Below are 18,310 nucleotides of genomic sequence, written 5' to 3' on the forward strand. Positions count from 1 at the left end.
ATTGCTAAGTACGAAAAAAATGTGGAATAATACCTATATGAAAACTACCTATGAGGTCATCACAACCAATCGTTATATTCCGTTCCGGTTATTGCTTCATCGCCCGAATCATGTGCAGATGCATTGGCATGAGAATTTAGAGATCATCTTTGTCCTGAAGGGCACGATCGAGTTGTTTCGGCAACAAGAGCGGCATCTTCTGCACGAATCAGCCATTACCGTCATTAATTCGAAAGAGGTTCATTCGATCAGCGGCGATGAGAACAGCTTGATCTTAGCGCTGCAGGTGTCTCATTCTTATATAGAAGAGCAGTTCGCAGGGATAAAAGAGCTCCAGTTCCATTGTGATTCTTACCTATACGACCATCAGCACCAGACAGAGTTCGATCCGATCCGGCAAATATTGGCGTACATGATGCTGACATATACGAAACAAGCACCGGGTTATGAGCTGGAGCTGAAAGGCCTGTTGTTCCGGCTCATGGCGTATCTCGTTAGATATTATTCCAATCCATTGCAGGGCAAAGAGGCATCACCCGATGTGAAGTTTATGGATCGCCTCTTGGCCATTACCGAGTTCATCCAGCACAATTATGCGAAACCCATCTCGCTAACGGAAATCGCTGAGCAAGAATTTTTATCTGTGCACTACCTGTCTCGATTTTTCCAAAAGTATTTAGGTACGACCTTCTCACAATATCTTAACGGTGTGCGGCTGGAGTATGCGTTAGTTGAACTGACTTACAGTGATTTAACGATTACCCAAGTGGCACTGAATAACGGATTTCCTAGTATCAAAGCCTTTAATAAGGTATTCAAAGATTTTTACGGATCAACACCAAGAGAGTACCGTATGAAGCAAGCAGACGATATGGCCGTTCATGCGAAAGCCGGAGCATCGAAGACCCCGAATTATCTGGAAATGAATCAGCAGGACGCCTTTAAGGAGCTGTTCAAATATTTACCGAGCGAATCGCAGAAATCCGACTTTATTATGCAAGACAAAATGATCGTAAAGACGGAGAGCATCGACCTCGATGCAAATACTGCAACGCCGCTTATGCATACCTGGCGAAGATTAACCTCGATTGGTAAAGCAAAAGAAGGGTTATTCGGAGAGGTACAGCGGCAGCTGACTCAACTTCAGAAGGATATCGGGTTCTCCTATATCCGGTTTCATGGGATCTTCGACGACGAAATGATGGTGTATCATGAGAACGGACGGGGCGAGCCGTATTATCTGTTTACTTATGTGGATCAGCTATTCGACTTTTTCCTAAGCATTGGCCTGAAGCCGTTCATCGAGCTCGGGTTTATGCCTTCGAAGCTGGCGTCCGGAGATGCGACGATTTTCGTGAAAAAGAGCAATGTCAGCTATCCCAATCAATTAACGCGCTGGATGGGGCTCGTCGAAGCACTGATAGACCACTGCATCGAGCGATACGGCGTTGAAGAGATGACGACATGGTATGTTGAAGTATGGAATGAACCGGATGTCGTCTCCTTCTGGAGCGGGACTCAAGAGCAGTATTTCACCTTCTATCAGGCAACCCATGAAGTCATCAGGAAGTATCCGAAGATGAGAATCGGGGGTCCAAGTTTGTTGTCTCCTACGATTCTTAATGATACTTGGTTACAGGATTTTCTGTACTTCTGCATGCAAAATCATTGTGTGCCCGACTTTATATCGTTCCATAGCTACCCGTTCGATCAGATTTTTTATGATGCGATGCAGCTGGATGGAGGGATATCGGAGGAATTCGTTTGGACGGCAGAGGAAATGTCGAAATATTGGACGCTGTCGGCGGCTGAAGATTATCTATCGCAAGTCATCGCCAAAGCGCGTGATATTGTTGTTGAATCAGGAGCAAATATCAAGGAAATTCACTTGACGGAGTGGAATTCGAGCGGTAACCAACGAGACTTGATTCATGATACATGCTATCAATCCGCATATATCGTGAAGAACGTCATCGATACGATCGACCAAGTCGATAGTCTTTGTTATTGGACGTGTACGGATTTTCTGGAAGAGTTCCTTGTACCGAATCAAGTGTTTCACGGCGGACTCGGGCTGATGACGAACAACGGGATTGAGAAAGCTGCTTATCACGCTTATCAAATTCTTGCCAAATTAGGTTCTGAGATGATCCAGCGCGGTGAGAACTATTGTATTACGAGACAAGGGAATGAGATACAGGTACTCCTATTCCATTATGTACATACAGATGCCTTGTATCGTCGTAATGACGTCTCTCATTTGAATGAATACGACCGATACCGCATTTTCAAGCATAATGATCCGCTCGAGCTTACCTTGGAATTGTCGTGCCTTGCGCCAGGCAGCTATCAGATTCGCAAAACATCGTTAAACCGGCAATGGGGCAGCTCCTTCGATCGTTGGGTGGACATGGGACACCCCAAGCATCTTCATTCGGAGGATATTGCCTACCTAAGGAGCACAAGCCAGCCGAAACGGGAAATTTTCGTTCAACTCATCGATCAACAATTTAATCTCAAAGCAGAGCTTTCACCGCATGAAGTCCAGTTGTATGAAATGAAAAGAATCTAATATGTCATTAACGATCCCTAGCAAGGCATGTAGGGGTCTTTTTTTGTCTTCTGACAGGTTCATATTTGACCTTACAACAATTTTATAAAGGTTAAGCAGGTTTCAAAGAGGTTAAATCCATGATGGTATAGGGATAAATAACGGGAAGTTTGTTTTGATAACGCTTACTATAATGAAAGCATGATAATGAGTAGGAGGTAACAACATGTCAACTAAACAAGTACCATGGTTTGAAAGAATCAGCTATTCACTTACCGATACCGCATCCAATCTAGTCTTTCAAGTAGTAACAACCTATCTGTTATTCTACTACACCGATTCGATCGGAATGAGTGCGGCTGCTGTAGGTACATTATTTTTAATCGCCCGGGTTATCGATGCTTTTGACAGCCCTTTCTTCGGGATCATGATCGATAAGACGAATACCAGATGGGGAAAATCACGTCCGTGGTTTTTATGGTTAGCCTTACCATTTTGCGTTGTCGCGGTGCTAACGTTCTCTGTACCGGATATTAGCTCGTCAGGACAAATTGCATACGCTTACGTGACCTATATTCTATTAGGGATTTTATATGCAGGGATCAATTTGCCGATCACTTCCATTCTGCCGAGTCTATCGAGTGATCCGCAAGAGAGAACTGTTATTGCTACGGTCCGTATGCTATTCGCAATGGTAGGGATGATTGCCGTAACGACATTTACATTGCCGATTGTCCATAAATTAGGTCAAGGCAATGATGCCAAAGGCTTTAGCTTGACGATGATCATTTTTGCATCGATTGCATTTGTGCTATTCATCAATGCATTCTTCAATACGAAAGAGCGTGTCGTATCCGCTTCTAGTCAGAAATCTTTACCAGTCAAAGAGGGTATCAAGGCGATCAAAGGCAATTGGCCGTGGGTCATCATGTTGTTCCTAAACTTTATTTTCTGGATAGCGAACATCATGAAGACGCAGACAACAACGTATTATTTTACGTATAAAATCGAAAGACCGGACCTGATTCCAGTGTTCATGGCGTTGAACATGCTTATGCTTGTGACCTTAGTTCTCGTACCATTCTTAACCAAAAAATTCAGTAAACGGAATATTTTGATATTTGGATTAATCGTTTCAATTATTGGTCAATTGATCATGTTCATGGGAGATCAAGCGAGCAGTATCGCAGTATTGATTGCGGGAAGCATCGTTGTTAGTCTAGGCGGCGGTTTTGCAGGCGGATTGTTGTTTATTATGATCGTGGATACCGTAGATTACGGCGAGTGGAAAACAGGGGTTCGTGCACAAGGGTTGTTGACAGCTTCCTCAAGCTTCGGTGTGAAATTCGGTATGGGTATTGGCGGCGCGTTATCCGCCTGGATGCTTGGACTTAGCGGTTATAAAGCGGGAGCAGTGCAGAATGCTTCGGCACTTAGAGCCATCGATTTGAACTTTATTTGGATTCCTATTGTTTGTTACGTGTTAGCCATTATCGCACTATTGTTCTATACATTAGATAAAGAAGAGAGCCAAATGCTCGCGGATTTGAAAGCGCGCAATAATCCAGTATTGTAAATTTCAGGATATCGAGAGGGGAAAAGAATATGCTATATCAAGTAGATTTGACGAAGAAACCGTTTAACCTGAACGAACAAGACATTACATGGGTACAAGACACATTAGAAGGCTTAACGTTGGAAGAAAAAGTCGGACAGCTCTTTTGCCCGGTAGGTATGGGTGACAACGCGGCTTTAATCGATATGGTGAAGAAATACCAGCCAGGCGGATTAATGTATCGTCCGGGTCCGGCGCAAGAGATTCGCTCAGCGCATCAAGCCATGCAGGAGAACAGTAAAATACCGATGCTCCTCGCTGCCAACCTGGAAAATGGGGGAGATGGGGTTGCAACGGAAGGAACTTACTTCGGGAAACAGCTTCAAGTGGCGGCAACGAATGATCCGGATATGGCGTATAAGCTAGGAACTGTGGCTTGTAGTGAAGGAAGAGCCGTGGGATTGAACTGGTCCTTTGGACCAATTGTCGACATTAATATGAATTTCCGCAATCCGATTACGAATGTTCGTACCTTTGGCGATCGTCCAGAGACCGTGCTTGATATGGGACTTGCTTACATGAAGGCAGCCCATGAGAACGGTATGGCAGTATCGATTAAGCATTTTCCAGGTGACGGGGTCGATGACCGGGATCAGCATTTGCTGACATCGATAAATTCCCTCTCCATAGAAGAGTGGGATGCGACTTTCGGACATGTATACCAGACGTTAATTGATGAAGGCGCCAATACGGTTATGGTGGGACATATTTTGCAGCCAGCCTACCAACGTCATTTTAATCCAGGATTAAAGGATGAGGATTTGTTGCCAAGTTCGTTGTCGCCGGAAATTCTACAGAATTTGCTGCGCGAGAAGCTGAACTTTAACGGCGTCATCGTCAGTGATGCTACGCTAATGGCCGGATTTACAATAGCAGAACGCCGTGAGCTGGCTGTACCGAAAGCGATTGCTGCGGGATGCGATATCTTCCTCTTCAATCGGAACTTCGAGGAAGATCGAGAGTATATGCTAAGCGGTATTCGTAACGGTATTCTGACGGAAGAACGCTTGAACCAAGCTGTAACGCGTATTCTTGGCTTGAAGGCATCTTTAAGATTGAATGAACAAGATCGTACGAATACCTTGGTTCCTGATGAGTCAGCTTTAGCGATCATTGGCTCTGAGCAGCATCACCAATGGGCACAGGCTTGCGCTGACCAATCCGTAACGTTAGTGAAAGATACGCAGCAATTACTGCCGGTTACACCGGAAACGCATAAGAGAGTGCTGGTTGTCGTGTTAGGTGATGAAGAAGGAAGCTTCTCCGCGGGAGGATGCCATAAACCATTCGTAGAGAAGCTGCGTGCTGCTGGATTTGAAGTTACCGTCCATGATTCGATGGACATGCAATCCATGTTCAAGTCGGTTCGGGATTATGTGAAGCAATACGACTTCGCGCTTTACTTCGCGAACTACGCAACAGCGAGCAATAAGACAGATCTGCGGATTAACTATACACCGCCATTCGGTGGGGATATTCCATGGTTTATTAAAGAATTGCCAACGATGTTCGTATCCGTCGCGAATCCGTTCCATTTGCAGGATGTGCCGCGTATTCCGACGTTCATCAATGCATACTCAGGAAATGAATATTCCTTGAATGCGATCGTTGACAAAATGCAAGGGAAATCCGAGTTTAAAGGAACCAATCCGGTCGATCCATTCTGCGGCTATTGGGAAGCCAGACTATGATACGTGCCGTTATATTTGACCTTGACGGTGTACTAGTATCGACGGATCATTTTCATTATAAGGCATGGAAGCAAATCGCAGATCGGCTAGGCATTCCTTTCGACGAGGAGGTCAATAACCGGTTGCGCGGCGTGAGTCGGATGGAGAGTCTGGATATTATTTTGTCCGGTGCTCCGGACCAGCAATTTTCAGATGAGCAGAAGCAATCGTTAGCAGAGGAGAAAAATGCAATCTATCGCAAGTTTCTGGAGCAGCTTTCTCCCGCTGACATCTTACCCGGCGTAACGGAGACCTTGGAAGGATTAAAGACGAAGGGGGTCGCCGCCGCTGTAGGGTCTTCCAGTAAAAATGCGCGGTTCATTCTTGAACAAGTAGGCTTGTTAGATCGGTTCGCCGTCGTAGTCGACGGTAATCAAATCTCGAGAAGTAAGCCGGACCCGGAAGTATTCTTGCTCGCGGCAAGTCGGCTGGAATGTGATGCATCCGCATGCCTAGTTGTCGAAGATGCGGTAGCCGGAGTGCAAGCAGGCGTCCATGCAGGAATGCAAGTTGCAGCGGTAGGTGACGCGATGAACAGCAAGGATGCGACCTTTACGCTACAACGAATAGATCAACTGCTCAAGCTGATCTAAAATACGAAGTAATTATGAAGTTGAATCCTGAAAGAAGCTAAGATCATCCGGTCTTAGCTTCTTTTGTAGCTTCCAATGTCATTTGCATTTGATCTTGCCAACTGGGTACGTATTCCTTCGGATGTGCTTGAGAATCTCGGCGCGTATCGTCTATGACATTACTTCGAAACCACCTGCAACGATTAGATTATTATGAATTGCCAACTAGCTAAAAAGTCTTGAATATAGGACTTTCACTAAAATCTAATCTAAGATCTGCGACAATAATGACTCCAATGTTTTTGCTTGATAGGGTTGGTCGAATTCGTATAATACATCAATTGCTGATTGAGCAAGCTTTGTTCCTTCTTCTTTGTTGTTCCTTTTAATATTAATTAGGCCGTTATAATACTTATATATAATCTTAAAGAATATCGTTTGATATTGACTGCTAATATTATTTAAGTTCTCGAGTAAGATCTCTGTGTAGCTTATTTTATTGATTATAATTAATTCGTGAATCATATTTGTTAGCATTACACATATGATATCTCGTCCTGGGGCGTAGGCCTCATATTAAGATATTCTTTTAATTCTTGGAACGTACATTGTGAATCTTATTGTGACATTTACTGTTGGTTACATTATTTCGAAATTGTTTTCTGTGAGCGCTAATCCAGTAGGTGAAGGATTCAATGGTAATTTTGCCGATGCACTTCCGACGTTCTTGAAAATGATCCCAATGCTGTTTGGCGAAGAATTAATAACGATACTTCCATTCTTAGTCATTCTAGCTTTTGGAGTTAAAAAACTTAAAATGAGTAGAAAGTCTGCGATAATCTTAGCTTGCGTAGGATCAGCGATTTTATTTGGTGCATACCATTTACAAACGTATAATTGGAATAGTGTTCAAGCCATTATTGGTATTGGTATTGCACGTATCGTTTTGCTCTATCCATACCTTAAGACTAAAAATATTTGGACATCGTTTATAGTGCATGTAATGAATGACTGGACACTTTTTGGGTTGGCCTTTTGGGCATCCACTCGCTAATTTAATCCAATAGGATCGTTTACGACAGAGTCTCATTAATCACCTGCAACTCCTTATAAAACAAGGGGCTGCAGTTCTTTTTTGTATTCCAAAAATGTGATAGACGCTATATAGTTGCTCTAGATAAATTTGATAAAATGGGAAAAAGTTAGCGTAGGGAGAAACTAGTATGGGATTTTCACTTCTCGGCACACTAATGGCATTAATCATCCTTGCACCTAGTTTTCAAATGATTAAGTTTCCACCTGAAAATGTACCCGCTGATGTGCGAGATGCAGGAACTGTCTATACAATTTTTGAGAGAGTAGGTCAATTAGGGTGTATAGGTATTCTTGCGATCTCAAAGGATAACTTTCAACAGGTGAAATTTGGTGTAATAGCTGCCTTTATCGTCTTGTTTATCGTTGTTTATTATGGTCTTTGGCTTCGATATATCGTTAAGGGGCGGCAATTTAAATTATTATGGGACCCGTTAGAATTTATTCCGATCCCGATGGCAGTTCTCCCTGTATGTGCATTTGGACTAGCAGCGATTTGGGGCAAATCCATTTGGCTGAGTATTGCAGTCGTTTGTTTAGCGATAGGGCATTTAGCTAATTCTTGGCATAGTTATAAGCATACTAAAATCAATAACTAGAATTATAGGGGAATATACCCATCCGAAAATTGATTGGATAGTTAATAAGCTGCACAACTAGAAGGGATTTGAGGGTAGATAAAAGCATGGAAATGTATGATTTACGAACAATGGAAAAAATAAAGTCGAAAATGTTCGCTTTTTGTCATTGACAACTCCTATGATATCCACCTAAAATGATAGAGCACAACAACATAATTCTTTCGTATATTTCCGGGAATTGGCCTGGAAGTTTCTACGAGGTCACCGTAATGACCTGGCTACGATTAAGAAGAGCAGAGCAATCCGCATTGTCCTGAGTTTAGGGCTATGGTCATGGGTGCTACTCTTTTTTTCGAGCCGGTGTCTACAGATACCGGCTTTTTTGTTGCTGTCAGACACAACATACCTTAGGGGGAGAACAATTTGAATCGGTTTTTCAAGTTGAAAGAGAACGGCACTACAGTACGTACAGAGATCATGGCGGGCTTGACCACGTTCATGGCAATGGCTTACATTCTGTCGGTTAATCCGAGTACTTTAACAGCATTTGGCCGTATTGATATGGGCTGGTACTCTGTATTTCTAGCGACCGCGCTGGCTGCAGGTATTTTCACCATCGCAATGGGCGTGTTCATAAACTTTCCAGTGGCATTGGCACCTGGTATGGGACTTAATGCATATTTTGCTTCCGTAATTCTATCTTCCGCCACATCAGAGCATCCATTCACTTGGCAAATGGGTCTGACAGCTGTATTTATTTCCGGTCTGATCTTTATCTTGCTAACTGTAACTCGAGTACGGCAGATCTTATTAACTGCAATCCCTGACAGCTTGAAGCATGCGATTACAGTAGGTATCGGGATGTTCATTACAATCCTTGGTCTTAAGAACAGCGGACTTATGACGATTGGTGTTGAAGCTGGTAAAGACATTCCCGCTAACACATTCACGGACGTCCTTTCCTTTGAAACTATCATTCACATGGGTAGCTTAGAGAATTCCAATGTACAACTGGTAATTATCGGACTTCTTCTAATCTCCATCCTGATGGTACTGAACGTTAAAGGTGCGATTTTGTTCGGTATTTTGGGAACAACTGTCGCTGCTATGTTTATGGGCGTAGTTGATTTCAGTGCACTGTCCAGTCCGAAAACACCTTGGGTTCCTGACTTCACGCAATTGAACTTCTTCCAATTTGACTGGGATGGTATCCTGCACACAGGAATTGTTTCAGCGATTGCAACTTTCACATTTGTAGAGTTGTTTGATACATTTGGTACACTTGTAGGTACGGCTCAACGCGCAGGTATTATGGATAACCCTGAAGAAGGTAACAGACGTGTAGGTAATGCAATGTTTGTCGATGCAGTTGCTGTAGCAGGTGGTGCGGCACTGGGTACTTCGACTACTACTGCTTTTGTAGAAAGTGCGGCAGGTGTTGCTGAAGGTGGACGTACGGGTCTTACAGCCGTAACAACGGGCGTATGTTTCTTACTAGCATTGTTCCTTGCTCCAGTGGTTGCTCTTATTCCTGGATCTGCCACAGCTGCAGCATTGATCGTCGTAGGTGTGCTAATGGCACAATCGATCCGTCAAATTGATTTTCAAGATATGGTTGTTGCGATTCCAGCGTTCCTTACCCTTGTTATCATGCCTTTCACTTATAATATTGCTAACGGTATTTCCTTTGGTATCGTAACCTATGTAATCCTTGCTTCTGTAGCTAACCTTGCTGGTAAGAAGAAATACGATATTCACTGGATGATGTGGGTACTTGCGATCCTGATTGTTCTCCGTTATGCATTTCTTGGTAGTGAGGGCTAACATATATATAGTATACTGATGTGCATTCAGCGGCTCCCTCATAACAGAGGGGGCCATTTTTTTATTTTCGATTATGTATTCTCCTGTTTAACTTGTTATATGTTCTGCCTTTCCATCATCCAATATTTAGATTATATTGTTGAAGAGGTGATGAATGTTGTCCACAAGGTTTAGCAATTGGTATTCTTATTTCAAGAACAATCCTTGGCCGCTCTTATTGTTTTTGCTGGGGGCTGTGATTCGTATCCTTTACTTTGGTTCTATTCCAGGCGGCTTGAATCAGGATGAGGCATCTATAGGTTATGATGCTTACGCTATCCTTCATTATGGGATAGACCGCAATGGTGTTCATTTGCCTATTCATCTCATCGCTTGGGGAAGCGGACAGAATGCACTTTACGCTTACTTATCAATGCCCTTCATATTATTGTTCGGACTCACTCCAATGTCTGTACGTGCTGTTAGCTTAATCATGGGCCTACTGGGTATGCTCGTATTCTATCTTCTTTCCAAAGAGCTATTTAATTCCAGAACTGCCGGAATTGCAGCCATGTTTTTTATCGCAATTAATCCTTGGCATATTATGATGTCAAGATGGGCATTGGAATCCAATTTATTCCCCACCATGATTCTGTTCTCCGTTTATATGTTACTTAAGTCCTTTCAAACTCCTAAGTGGTTTTACGGATTTACTATTGTGCTTGCTCTTTCACTCTATGCTTATGGTACATCCTATTTTTTTGTGCCGATATTTGCTTTAGGTACTGGAATTCTTCTATTCTATAAAAGAGCATTACAGCTTCGGACCATTCTATGGAACATTGCGTTGTTTATCTTGTTGGCACTGCCAATCTTCTTATTTGTTGTGATCAATCGATTGTCGCTAGAAGGAATTTCTACTCCGATCTTCTCTATTCCGAGATTGACAACACCACGAATGGATCAGGTAACATCGATATTTGGTGGGCAACTATTACATACAGCATTGAGCAATTTTCGAGAATTTATGAAGATATTGATTAGTGGATCTGATGGTTTGCCTTGGAATTCGATTTCACCTTATGGATACGCTTATCCGATTGCGTTACCCTTTGTGCTTCTAGGACTTATAGTTACGTTAACAACATTACGGAACCGTGGTCGTGAGAGAACGGGACCGATCGTTGTTCTCCTTTGGTTGTTTGTTTCGGTGCTGATGACCTTTGTTACGAACGTGAATATTAATCGGATTAATGTTATTTTCTATCCGATCATTTTGATGCTTGTTGCAGGGTTTATGTGGTTAATTAAGAAAGTGAAAGTACTAGGAATTCTTTCGGCTGTAACCTTTAGCTTGTTTTTTGTTCTATTCACTACAGTTTATTTCCGTGATTATCCTAAACAGATCGGACCAGCGTTCTATGACTCTTTCGGTGAGGCTATACAATATGCTTCTGAAGAGAGTGTTGGGAACATTTACGTGACTGATAAAGTTAACATGCCCTATATTTATGTCCTTTTTTATGAGCAGATCAATCCCTATGATTTCTTAAACACTGTTAATTATTCTAATCCTGGAGGTGCATTTCAGCAGGTATCTTCCTTTGGGAGATATATATTTGGAAATTCAAGCATAGTTCCGGGAGAGACAGCGACATATATCTTTTGGAATGGTGATTCCATTCCTGCTGAAAGCGATAATTATACGGTTAAACGCTTTGCCAACTACACGGTTGTGACGGCTAAGACTGGAGCAGTAGAGGAAATCTCGGAATTTACAAATGGAGGATTTGAAGAGGGGATATCAGGCTGGAACTTCTCATCCGGTACGGGGGTGGCGACCAATAATCCCTATAATGGAAGTTATTTGGCCTATCTTGATCCGGGATTTGACAAAACCATTACACAATCTATCAGAATAGCAGAACCTGGAGAATATAAGCTTGCTATAATGGTTAGTGCCGGGGGTGAGGGAGGAAAAGTTGGCGTCCGAGTTAATGGGGTAGTGCGGGCGGAGACGGAAATACCTGTTAGTGAGGTCTATCAAGAGCTTACACTTCCAATGGTATCTATCAGTCAAAATGAACAAACTGAAGTTTTTATTAATGGCGGTAATGGCTGGATTAACATAGACGAGGTGAGGTTGGAACGATGATCAAGAGTACACGTACGGCCGCAGTGACTGTATTGATGCTGTTATTGTTTTTGCTTCCTGTAACAAGCATTTATGCAGATGGGAATCTATTGCAGAACCCTGGATTTGAGGAGGGGGGAGAGGATGCTCCTTCTAACTGGACTAAGGATATGTGGATTTCAGGAGACAACTCTGGCATACTTTCAATCCAATCGGACGAGGTTCACTCCGGTAGTAAAGCAGCAGTCATAGAGAATATCGAACCCAATCATTTGAAATGGGTGCAGACGATTAAGGCAACGCCGGATAGTTATTATAAAATCTCTGGATGGATCAAAGTAGTAAGTACCACAGGCGAGGGAATGGGCGCTAATATACTTGCCGTTGGAATAGGTGGGGGTTATCCCAGCGTAACGGATACGGCAGGAGAGTGGCAGTATCTTGAATACATAGGCCAGACAGGACCTAAACAGAAAGAATTCGGCATAGGTGCAAGTCTGGGTGGCTACTCTAGCTTGATTCAAGGTAAGGCTTATTTTGATGATTTGTCTGTTGAAAAATTAGACGCTGCTCCCGAAGGGGCCAACGTCATTTCGCTGGATAGTGCAGCAGTTAGTCAGGATGCTGGTGATAAAAAAGCGGACACACCGCATAAAGTGTCTCCAACCAAGATGCTGCTGATCTCAGCGCTTTTCAGTGTATTTTTTGCAGTGCTTTATACAAAGGCATTCCGCAGTGAGAAGCTTATGAAGCAACCTGAGAATGTATATTCCAAATGGCTTAGCATTGCCATCGGAATTGCTTTTATCCTAAGGGTCTGGATTGGTCTGACTGCTCAAGGCTATCAGAATGACATGAATACCTTTATAGCTTGGGGCCAGCGTATGGTTGATTTAGGTCCAGGCAAGTTTTATGAAGAAGGGTATTTTGCTGATTATCCTCCTGGTTATTTGTATATTTTGTACATGCTTAGTCTTATTCGCGGTGTATTTGGCTTTGTGCATGGTTCGGGTGGAGAGAATTTGCTGTTCAAACTACCAGCGATTATTTCTGATTTGGTGCTGGGTTACTTCATATATCAAATGTCTCGCAAAAAACTTGGCACAGGGATCGCTTTTGGCTTAACGCTATTATTTCTGTTTAATCCGGCGGTGCTTGTTAATTCAGCGGCGTGGGGACAAGCGGATTCGTTCTTTTTGATTTTCCTGTTGCTCAGTATTCATGGTGCTGCGAACAAAAAGTTTGTTCAATCCGCGATTTTGTTTGCGTTAGCAACTTTAATTAAACCACAAGCGTTAATATTCACACCGGTATTGTTGTTTGCTTTCTATCATCACCGTGCTTGGAAGCAGCTTGGTTTTGGGGCTTTGTATGGATTAGGGGTATTCGGATTGCTTGCTGCACCATTTTTCTGGAATAACGGTGGTTTAGTTGGCCTTATTAATCTGTATAAGAGTACGTTATCTTCCTATCCCTATTCTTCTGTGAATGCATTTAACCTGTATGCACTGACTGATCCCCTGTGGTCATCTCTTGACCTAACCTGGCTAGGCATCACATACCGCGTATGGGGCTTCATATTTATTCTGGTGGCAGTAGCCGTTGCGGCGTTTTATTCTTTTAAAAAGGATCGCTTGGACCTGTCCAAATCCTATTTTATCGGTATGGTGCTCATTGTGGTGGTCTTTGTGCTTGGAACTAAAATGCATGAACGTTACATGTTCCCTGCTCTTATACTCTGTATGTTCACTTATATAGAAAGTCGAGATCGTCGCTTTTTATCACTATTTCTCGGGTTCAGCTTAACGCAGTATATTAATGTGGCTTACACGTTAACACATTTGAATGCAGGTATTAACCCAGGTGCCGATGGAATCGTATTGCTCACTGCTATAGCTAATCTTGCACTGCTGCTATATATGCTGTATATCGGTTACGATGTGTATGTTCGCAAGGGAATAAAGCCTCTTCCAGCACCACCAACACCTGAAGAAAAATATGAAGAAGACCTAAAAATCGTCGAGCAAATAAGACCGCACCAGAGGGGAGGGAGATTGAGCGATGAAGTTTAAGCGTTATGATTGGATATGTATACTTGTCATTACAGCCGTTTACGCGGCGATTGCTTTATATAATCTAGGTTCTACTAAATCTCCAGAAACATTGTGGGAGCCTGCCGCCAGCGGTGAGAGCTTCTATGTAGATCTAGGGCAGAGTAAACAATTAGAGCGAGTCAATATTTTTGGTGGCGTGGGCACAGGGAAGTTTAAACTCGAATTCAGCGAATCTCCTGATGTCTGGAGTAGCCCATTGGATGTAAGTGAGGATGTTGGGAATGTCTTCATCTGGAAAAGCCAGCCTCTGAACGTTGCAGCGAGATACGTAAAGTTTACAGTTACATCTCCGGGATTCACTTTGAATGAAATGGCCTTTTATGAGCAGGGGGGAGAAAGAGTACCACTTCCCATTGCAGGTGTAACACCGGATGCTAATGCAGTCGCTAAAAGAGGAGTACCTGCCAATCTTTTTGATGAACAGTCACTCATTCCGGAATATTCTAACTTTATGAACAGCACTTATTTTGACGAGATCTATCATGCACGAACGGCTTATGAATATACGCACGGGATTGTGCCTTACGAGAACACGCATCCACCGCTAGGCAAGCTGTTGATCGCGGTAGGGATGGAACTGTTCGGAGTCAATCCATTCGGCTGGCGTATTATCGGAACATTGTTCGGGATTGCCATGTTGCCTCTCATTTATGTGATGGCAATGCGTTTATTTAAAAAGAGCAAATACGCTGCACTTGCGGCAGGATTGTTCGCACTGGATTTCATGCACTTCACACAAACAAGAATCTCTACGATCGATGTATACGGAGTATTCTTCATCATGCTGATGTTTTATTTCATGCAGCGATATTACACTATGAATTTTTTCAGGCAGCCCTTAAGAAAAACCTTGATTCCGTTATTCTGGTCGGGTTTATTCTTCGGAATTGGTGTCGCCTCCAAGTGGATTGTTCTGTACGGAGGAGCTGGGCTGGCTATTATGTTAGCTATCTCGCTCTTCGAGCGCTACAGAGAATATCAAGCATCAGGACGGTTGCTCGCGGAAGGGAAGATCAAAGACAAGGAACTGTTAAGCACCTGTCGCGAAGTCGTAAATTCGTTCTGGAAGAATACCATCATTACTTTAGCTACTTGTGTTGCATTCTTCGTAATCATACCGGTAATTATTTATAGTTTATCTTTTGTTCCGGGTTTATCTGCATCCGCAGAGGGCTTTACTATAAAAGGCTTGATTGATTCCCAAAAGAACATGTACAACTATCACAGTCAGCTTGTAGCTACACATCCTTTTGCGTCCTCCTGGTGGCAATGGCCGTTTATGAAGAGACCTGTCTGGTTCTTCAGTGGGAGTGAGGGATTGCCGCAAGGTCAGGTCAGCAGTATAGTGACTATGGGTAATCCGCTTATCTGGTGGACAGGTATTTTTGCAATGCTGGCAACGCTGTGGATTACGCTGAAACGCAAAGATAAGAACCTGTATATGATCTGGATCGCCTTTTTCTCACAATATGTTCCGTGGATGCTTGTCCCAAGAGAAACCTTTATCTACCATTATTTTGCTATGGTACCTTTTATGATTCTTGGTATTGTATATATAATGAAGTTGCTAGATAGTAAATTTCCTGAGGCTCGTTACGTTCGTTATGCCTATGTGGTTGTTGCTTTACTGCTCTTTGTCGCATTCTACCCAGTATTATCAGGGATGCAGGTTAGCGGAGATTATGTGAAGGACATGCTGCGTTGGTTCCCTTCTTGGGTTTTCTAAGATTTAAAAGAATCTATAACAATAAGTTTATGCTTACAGCGTTATTATGAAGAATAGGAAGATGTAACGCTCCATAAAGCTTGTAGGAGGAATAAAGGTGAAAGCCAGATATAGTGTAATTGTACCCATGTTCAATGAGGAGCAAGTAATTAGCGTTACTTATGAACGTTTGAAAAAAGTAATGGACGAATGCGGAGATACTTATGAGCTAGTATTCGTCAATGACGGGAGTCGTGATCGTTCGGCCCAGATGATTCGGGAGATCAGTGATCGAGATGAGTGCGTCAAGCTGATTGACTTCTCGCGTAATTTCGGACATCAGGTAGCGATAACAGCTGGCATGGACTATGCAGAAGGTCAAGCGGTCGTTGTTATAGACGCTGACCTTCAAGATCCTCCGGAGGTCATTTTACAAATGATCGAGAAGTGGAAAGAAGGCTACGATGTTGTGTATGCTAAGCGGCTGAAGCGCCGCGGAGAAACTATGTTCAAAAAGGTAACAGCGAAGCTCTATTATCGACTGCTCAGCAGCATGACAAGTGTAGACATTCCTACGGATACAGGCGATTTTCGTCTTATTGATCGTAAGGTATGCGATGTCTTACGGGGTCTCAAGGAAAAGAATCGTTATGTCAGAGGTTTGGTGAGCTGGGTCGGCTTCAAGCAGACCATGGTGGAATATGAGCGGGAAGAACGTTTTGCAGGAGAAACCAAATATCCTCTTAAGAAAATGATTCGTTTTGCGCTGGATGGTATCACTTCATTTTCACATAAGCCACTTAAGATTGCTACGTATGTTGGATTCTTTCTATCCTTTTCTAGCTTTCTCTATTTATTCTTCGTATTATTTCAAAGAATCTTCTTCACCTCATGGACGGTTCCGGGTTGGGCTTCCATTGTAGGTGTCAATTTGCTCTTTAATGGTATCGTTCTGATGCTACTAGGTGTAATCGGAGAGTATATTGGACGGATTTATGACGAGTCTAAGGATAGACCGCTATATATTGTAAGTGAGACTAAAGGATATCATAACGATGAATTAGTGGATCGCCGAAAGGATTACAAAGATGTCAGATAAGAGTTTGCGGTCAGCTTTCATACAGTTCCTTAAATTTAATGCTGTAGGTTTGGTAAATACCCTCATAGATTTCGTGATCTTCACATTACTGAACTCTATTGGGATGGTATACGCCTTGGCACAGGTGATTTCTTATAGTGCAGGAACAGCGAACAGCTTTATTTTGAATAAAAAAGTAACCTTCCGGGATCGCAATCGTGGCAATAAAGAGGGTTTTGATAAGGTACAGTTGCTAAAGTTTATCGTGCTGAATCTGGTAGTGCTCGGAATATCGCTGTTGCTAATGCATCTGTTGACAGACAAACTAGGCATTCAAGTGTTGATCTCTAAGGTTTTGGTTACGTTCGTCACGGTGATTATCAATTTCTTCGGAAGTCGTAAATGGGTATTCTGAATTTCAGTAGAACCAATACACGGAGGTGAAAATCATGCGTAAATTCTCGTATGTGCTCATACTGGCGGGGATCCTTATCATGCTTTATCCAAAAGCCAACGAATGGTATAACGACTGGCAGCAGGAGAAGCTGTTAGAATCGGCTGAACTGAGCACCAGCGACAGTACTCCACTGCCTGATCTGAAGAGCAGATATGCCGAAGTTACTCAGCTATTAGCAGAGGAATCGGTTCTAGATGCACAGGCACAGCCTCAAGAAACAGAAAAGCCAGAACCAGAAATTGAAGTTGGTGGCAAGGTAATTGCATTAATTGAGATCGATAAGATTGATCTGAAGCTACCTGTATTAGAAGGGGCTACTAAAGCGAATATGAAACACGCGGCGGCCCATATGAAAGAAACGACTCCAATTGGAGAAATAGGAAATGCCGCAATAGCAGCTCATAGAGCTAGAACTACGGGCAGATTGTTTAATAGATTGAATGAGGTTGTTATTGGGGATACGATCACGGTAAAGACGAGCGATCAGGTATATAATTACGAGGTTTATGATATTTCAGTTGTAGATCCAAGTGATATATCTGTTCTTGATGGGAATAACAAGGATAAGATTCTTACCCTAATTACGTGTGACCCACTAGTAGATCCTACACATCGTTTGATTGTTCATGCCAAGCTTTCCTAATAGTAGATGAGAAATGACAAGAGAACTCAAATACAGAGGAATAATTATAAAATAATGGCAAATCTAGTAATTTTGTTCTTGTTTACGAGGATAAATATGGTAGTATAATATTATAAAAGCTAAACACGATAAACGGCAAACCTATCGAAAGGTAGGGACGCAAAGCTATAGGGCCTTCCCGAAAGGATGGCAGCCAGTTACCGAATGAAGAGGCTTTTTTTGTTTTTATAAAATA

General features: G+C 42.7%; 13 protein-coding genes and 2 riboswitches. All 13 genes read left to right on the plus strand.

Annotated elements, in window-relative coordinates; genetic code table 11:
- Positions 1-37 precede the first annotated feature (37 nt).
- The 13 genes from MHH52_RS03160 (at position 38) to MHH52_RS03220 (ending at position 18,075) form a co-directional block, all read left to right on the plus strand.
- A complete protein-coding gene (locus MHH52_RS03160; protein ID WP_340006603.1) occupies positions 38-2,572 on the plus strand; it encodes a helix-turn-helix domain-containing protein in 2,535 nt (844 codons plus the stop codon).
- A 205-nt stretch (positions 2,573-2,777) separates the two neighbouring features.
- Positions 2,778-4,127 carry a glycoside-pentoside-hexuronide (GPH):cation symporter gene (locus MHH52_RS03165; protein WP_313640669.1) on the plus strand — a complete coding sequence of 450 codons (1,350 nt, stop codon included), beginning with the start codon at positions 2,778-2,780 and terminating at the stop codon, positions 4,125-4,127.
- Positions 4,128-4,156: 29 nt separating this feature from the next.
- Complete coding sequence (locus MHH52_RS03170) at positions 4,157-5,857, plus strand: glycoside hydrolase family 3 N-terminal domain-containing protein (protein ID WP_340006604.1); 1,701 nt, start codon at positions 4,157-4,159, stop codon at positions 5,855-5,857.
- Positions 5,854-6,489 (plus strand): beta-phosphoglucomutase, encoded by a 636-nt coding sequence (gene pgmB, locus MHH52_RS03175; RefSeq protein WP_340006605.1) that lies wholly within the window; start codon positions 5,854-5,856, stop codon positions 6,487-6,489. The genes MHH52_RS03170 and pgmB overlap by 4 nt, the downstream gene beginning before the upstream one ends.
- 589 nt (positions 6,490-7,078) lie before the next feature.
- Positions 7,079-7,522 carry a CPBP family glutamic-type intramembrane protease gene (locus tag MHH52_RS03180; protein WP_340006606.1) on the plus strand — a complete coding sequence of 148 codons (444 nt, stop codon included), beginning with the start codon at positions 7,079-7,081 and terminating at the stop codon, positions 7,520-7,522.
- A gap of 169 nt (positions 7,523-7,691) precedes the next feature.
- The gene (locus MHH52_RS03185) at positions 7,692-8,159 is read left to right on the plus strand and encodes a hypothetical protein (RefSeq protein WP_340006607.1); all 468 of its coding nucleotides are present in this window, start codon (positions 7,692-7,694) and stop codon (positions 8,157-8,159) included.
- Between the two features lie 183 nt (positions 8,160-8,342).
- Positions 8,343-8,442, plus strand: a riboswitch (purine riboswitch).
- A 122-nt stretch (positions 8,443-8,564) separates the two neighbouring features.
- Positions 8,565-9,965 (plus strand): NCS2 family permease, encoded by a 1,401-nt coding sequence (locus MHH52_RS03190; protein WP_340006609.1) that lies wholly within the window; start codon positions 8,565-8,567, stop codon positions 9,963-9,965.
- A 154-nt stretch (positions 9,966-10,119) separates the two neighbouring features.
- Entirely contained in the window at positions 10,120-12,099 is a 1,980-nt protein-coding gene (locus MHH52_RS03195) for a glycosyltransferase family 39 protein (protein ID WP_340006611.1), read from the plus strand.
- The gene (locus MHH52_RS03200; protein WP_340006613.1) at positions 12,096-14,150 is read left to right on the plus strand and encodes a glycosyltransferase 87 family protein; all 2,055 of its coding nucleotides are present in this window, start codon (positions 12,096-12,098) and stop codon (positions 14,148-14,150) included. Before MHH52_RS03195 ends, MHH52_RS03200 begins: the two co-directional genes overlap by 4 nt.
- Positions 14,140-15,918 (plus strand): phospholipid carrier-dependent glycosyltransferase, encoded by a 1,779-nt coding sequence (locus MHH52_RS03205; RefSeq protein WP_340006614.1) that lies wholly within the window; start codon positions 14,140-14,142, stop codon positions 15,916-15,918. Before MHH52_RS03200 ends, MHH52_RS03205 begins: the two co-directional genes overlap by 11 nt.
- Before the next feature lie 97 nt (positions 15,919-16,015).
- On the plus strand, positions 16,016-16,996 hold the full coding sequence (locus MHH52_RS03210; RefSeq protein WP_340006615.1) for a glycosyltransferase family 2 protein: 981 nt from the start codon (positions 16,016-16,018) through the stop codon (positions 16,994-16,996).
- Positions 16,986-17,390, plus strand: a complete 405-nt coding sequence (locus tag MHH52_RS03215; RefSeq protein ID WP_340006617.1) for a GtrA family protein — start codon at positions 16,986-16,988, stop codon at positions 17,388-17,390. The genes MHH52_RS03210 and MHH52_RS03215 overlap by 11 nt, the downstream gene beginning before the upstream one ends.
- A 34-nt stretch (positions 17,391-17,424) precedes the next feature.
- On the plus strand, positions 17,425-18,075 hold the full coding sequence (locus MHH52_RS03220; protein WP_340006618.1) for a class D sortase: 651 nt from the start codon (positions 17,425-17,427) through the stop codon (positions 18,073-18,075).
- Positions 18,076-18,199: 124 nt separating this feature from the next.
- A riboswitch (cyclic di-GMP riboswitch) is annotated at positions 18,200-18,280 on the plus strand.
- Positions 18,281-18,310 lie beyond the last annotated feature (30 nt).

It is taken from the genome of Paenibacillus sp. FSL K6-0276 (assembly GCF_037977235.1).
Classification (GTDB): Bacteria; Bacillota; Bacilli; order Paenibacillales; family Paenibacillaceae; genus Paenibacillus_AQ.

Coding starts and splice junctions, on each gene's coding strand:
- MHH52_RS03160 (WP_340006603.1), top strand. CDS start 38: ATGAAAACTACCTATGAGGTCATCACAACCAATCGTTATATTCCGTTC.
- MHH52_RS03165 (WP_313640669.1), top strand. CDS start 2,778: ATGTCAACTAAACAAGTACCATGGTTTGAAAGAATCAGCTATTCACTT.
- MHH52_RS03170 (WP_340006604.1), top strand. CDS start 4,157: ATGCTATATCAAGTAGATTTGACGAAGAAACCGTTTAACCTGAACGAA.
- pgmB (WP_340006605.1), top strand. CDS start 5,854: ATGATACGTGCCGTTATATTTGACCTTGACGGTGTACTAGTATCGACG.
- MHH52_RS03185 (WP_340006607.1), top strand. CDS start 7,692: ATGGGATTTTCACTTCTCGGCACACTAATGGCATTAATCATCCTTGCA.
- MHH52_RS03195 (WP_340006611.1), top strand. CDS start 10,120: ATGTTGTCCACAAGGTTTAGCAATTGGTATTCTTATTTCAAGAACAAT.
- MHH52_RS03200 (WP_340006613.1), top strand. CDS start 12,096: ATGATCAAGAGTACACGTACGGCCGCAGTGACTGTATTGATGCTGTTA.
- MHH52_RS03205 (WP_340006614.1), top strand. CDS start 14,140: ATGAAGTTTAAGCGTTATGATTGGATATGTATACTTGTCATTACAGCC.
- MHH52_RS03215 (WP_340006617.1), top strand. CDS start 16,986: ATGTCAGATAAGAGTTTGCGGTCAGCTTTCATACAGTTCCTTAAATTT.
- MHH52_RS03220 (WP_340006618.1), top strand. CDS start 17,425: ATGCGTAAATTCTCGTATGTGCTCATACTGGCGGGGATCCTTATCATG.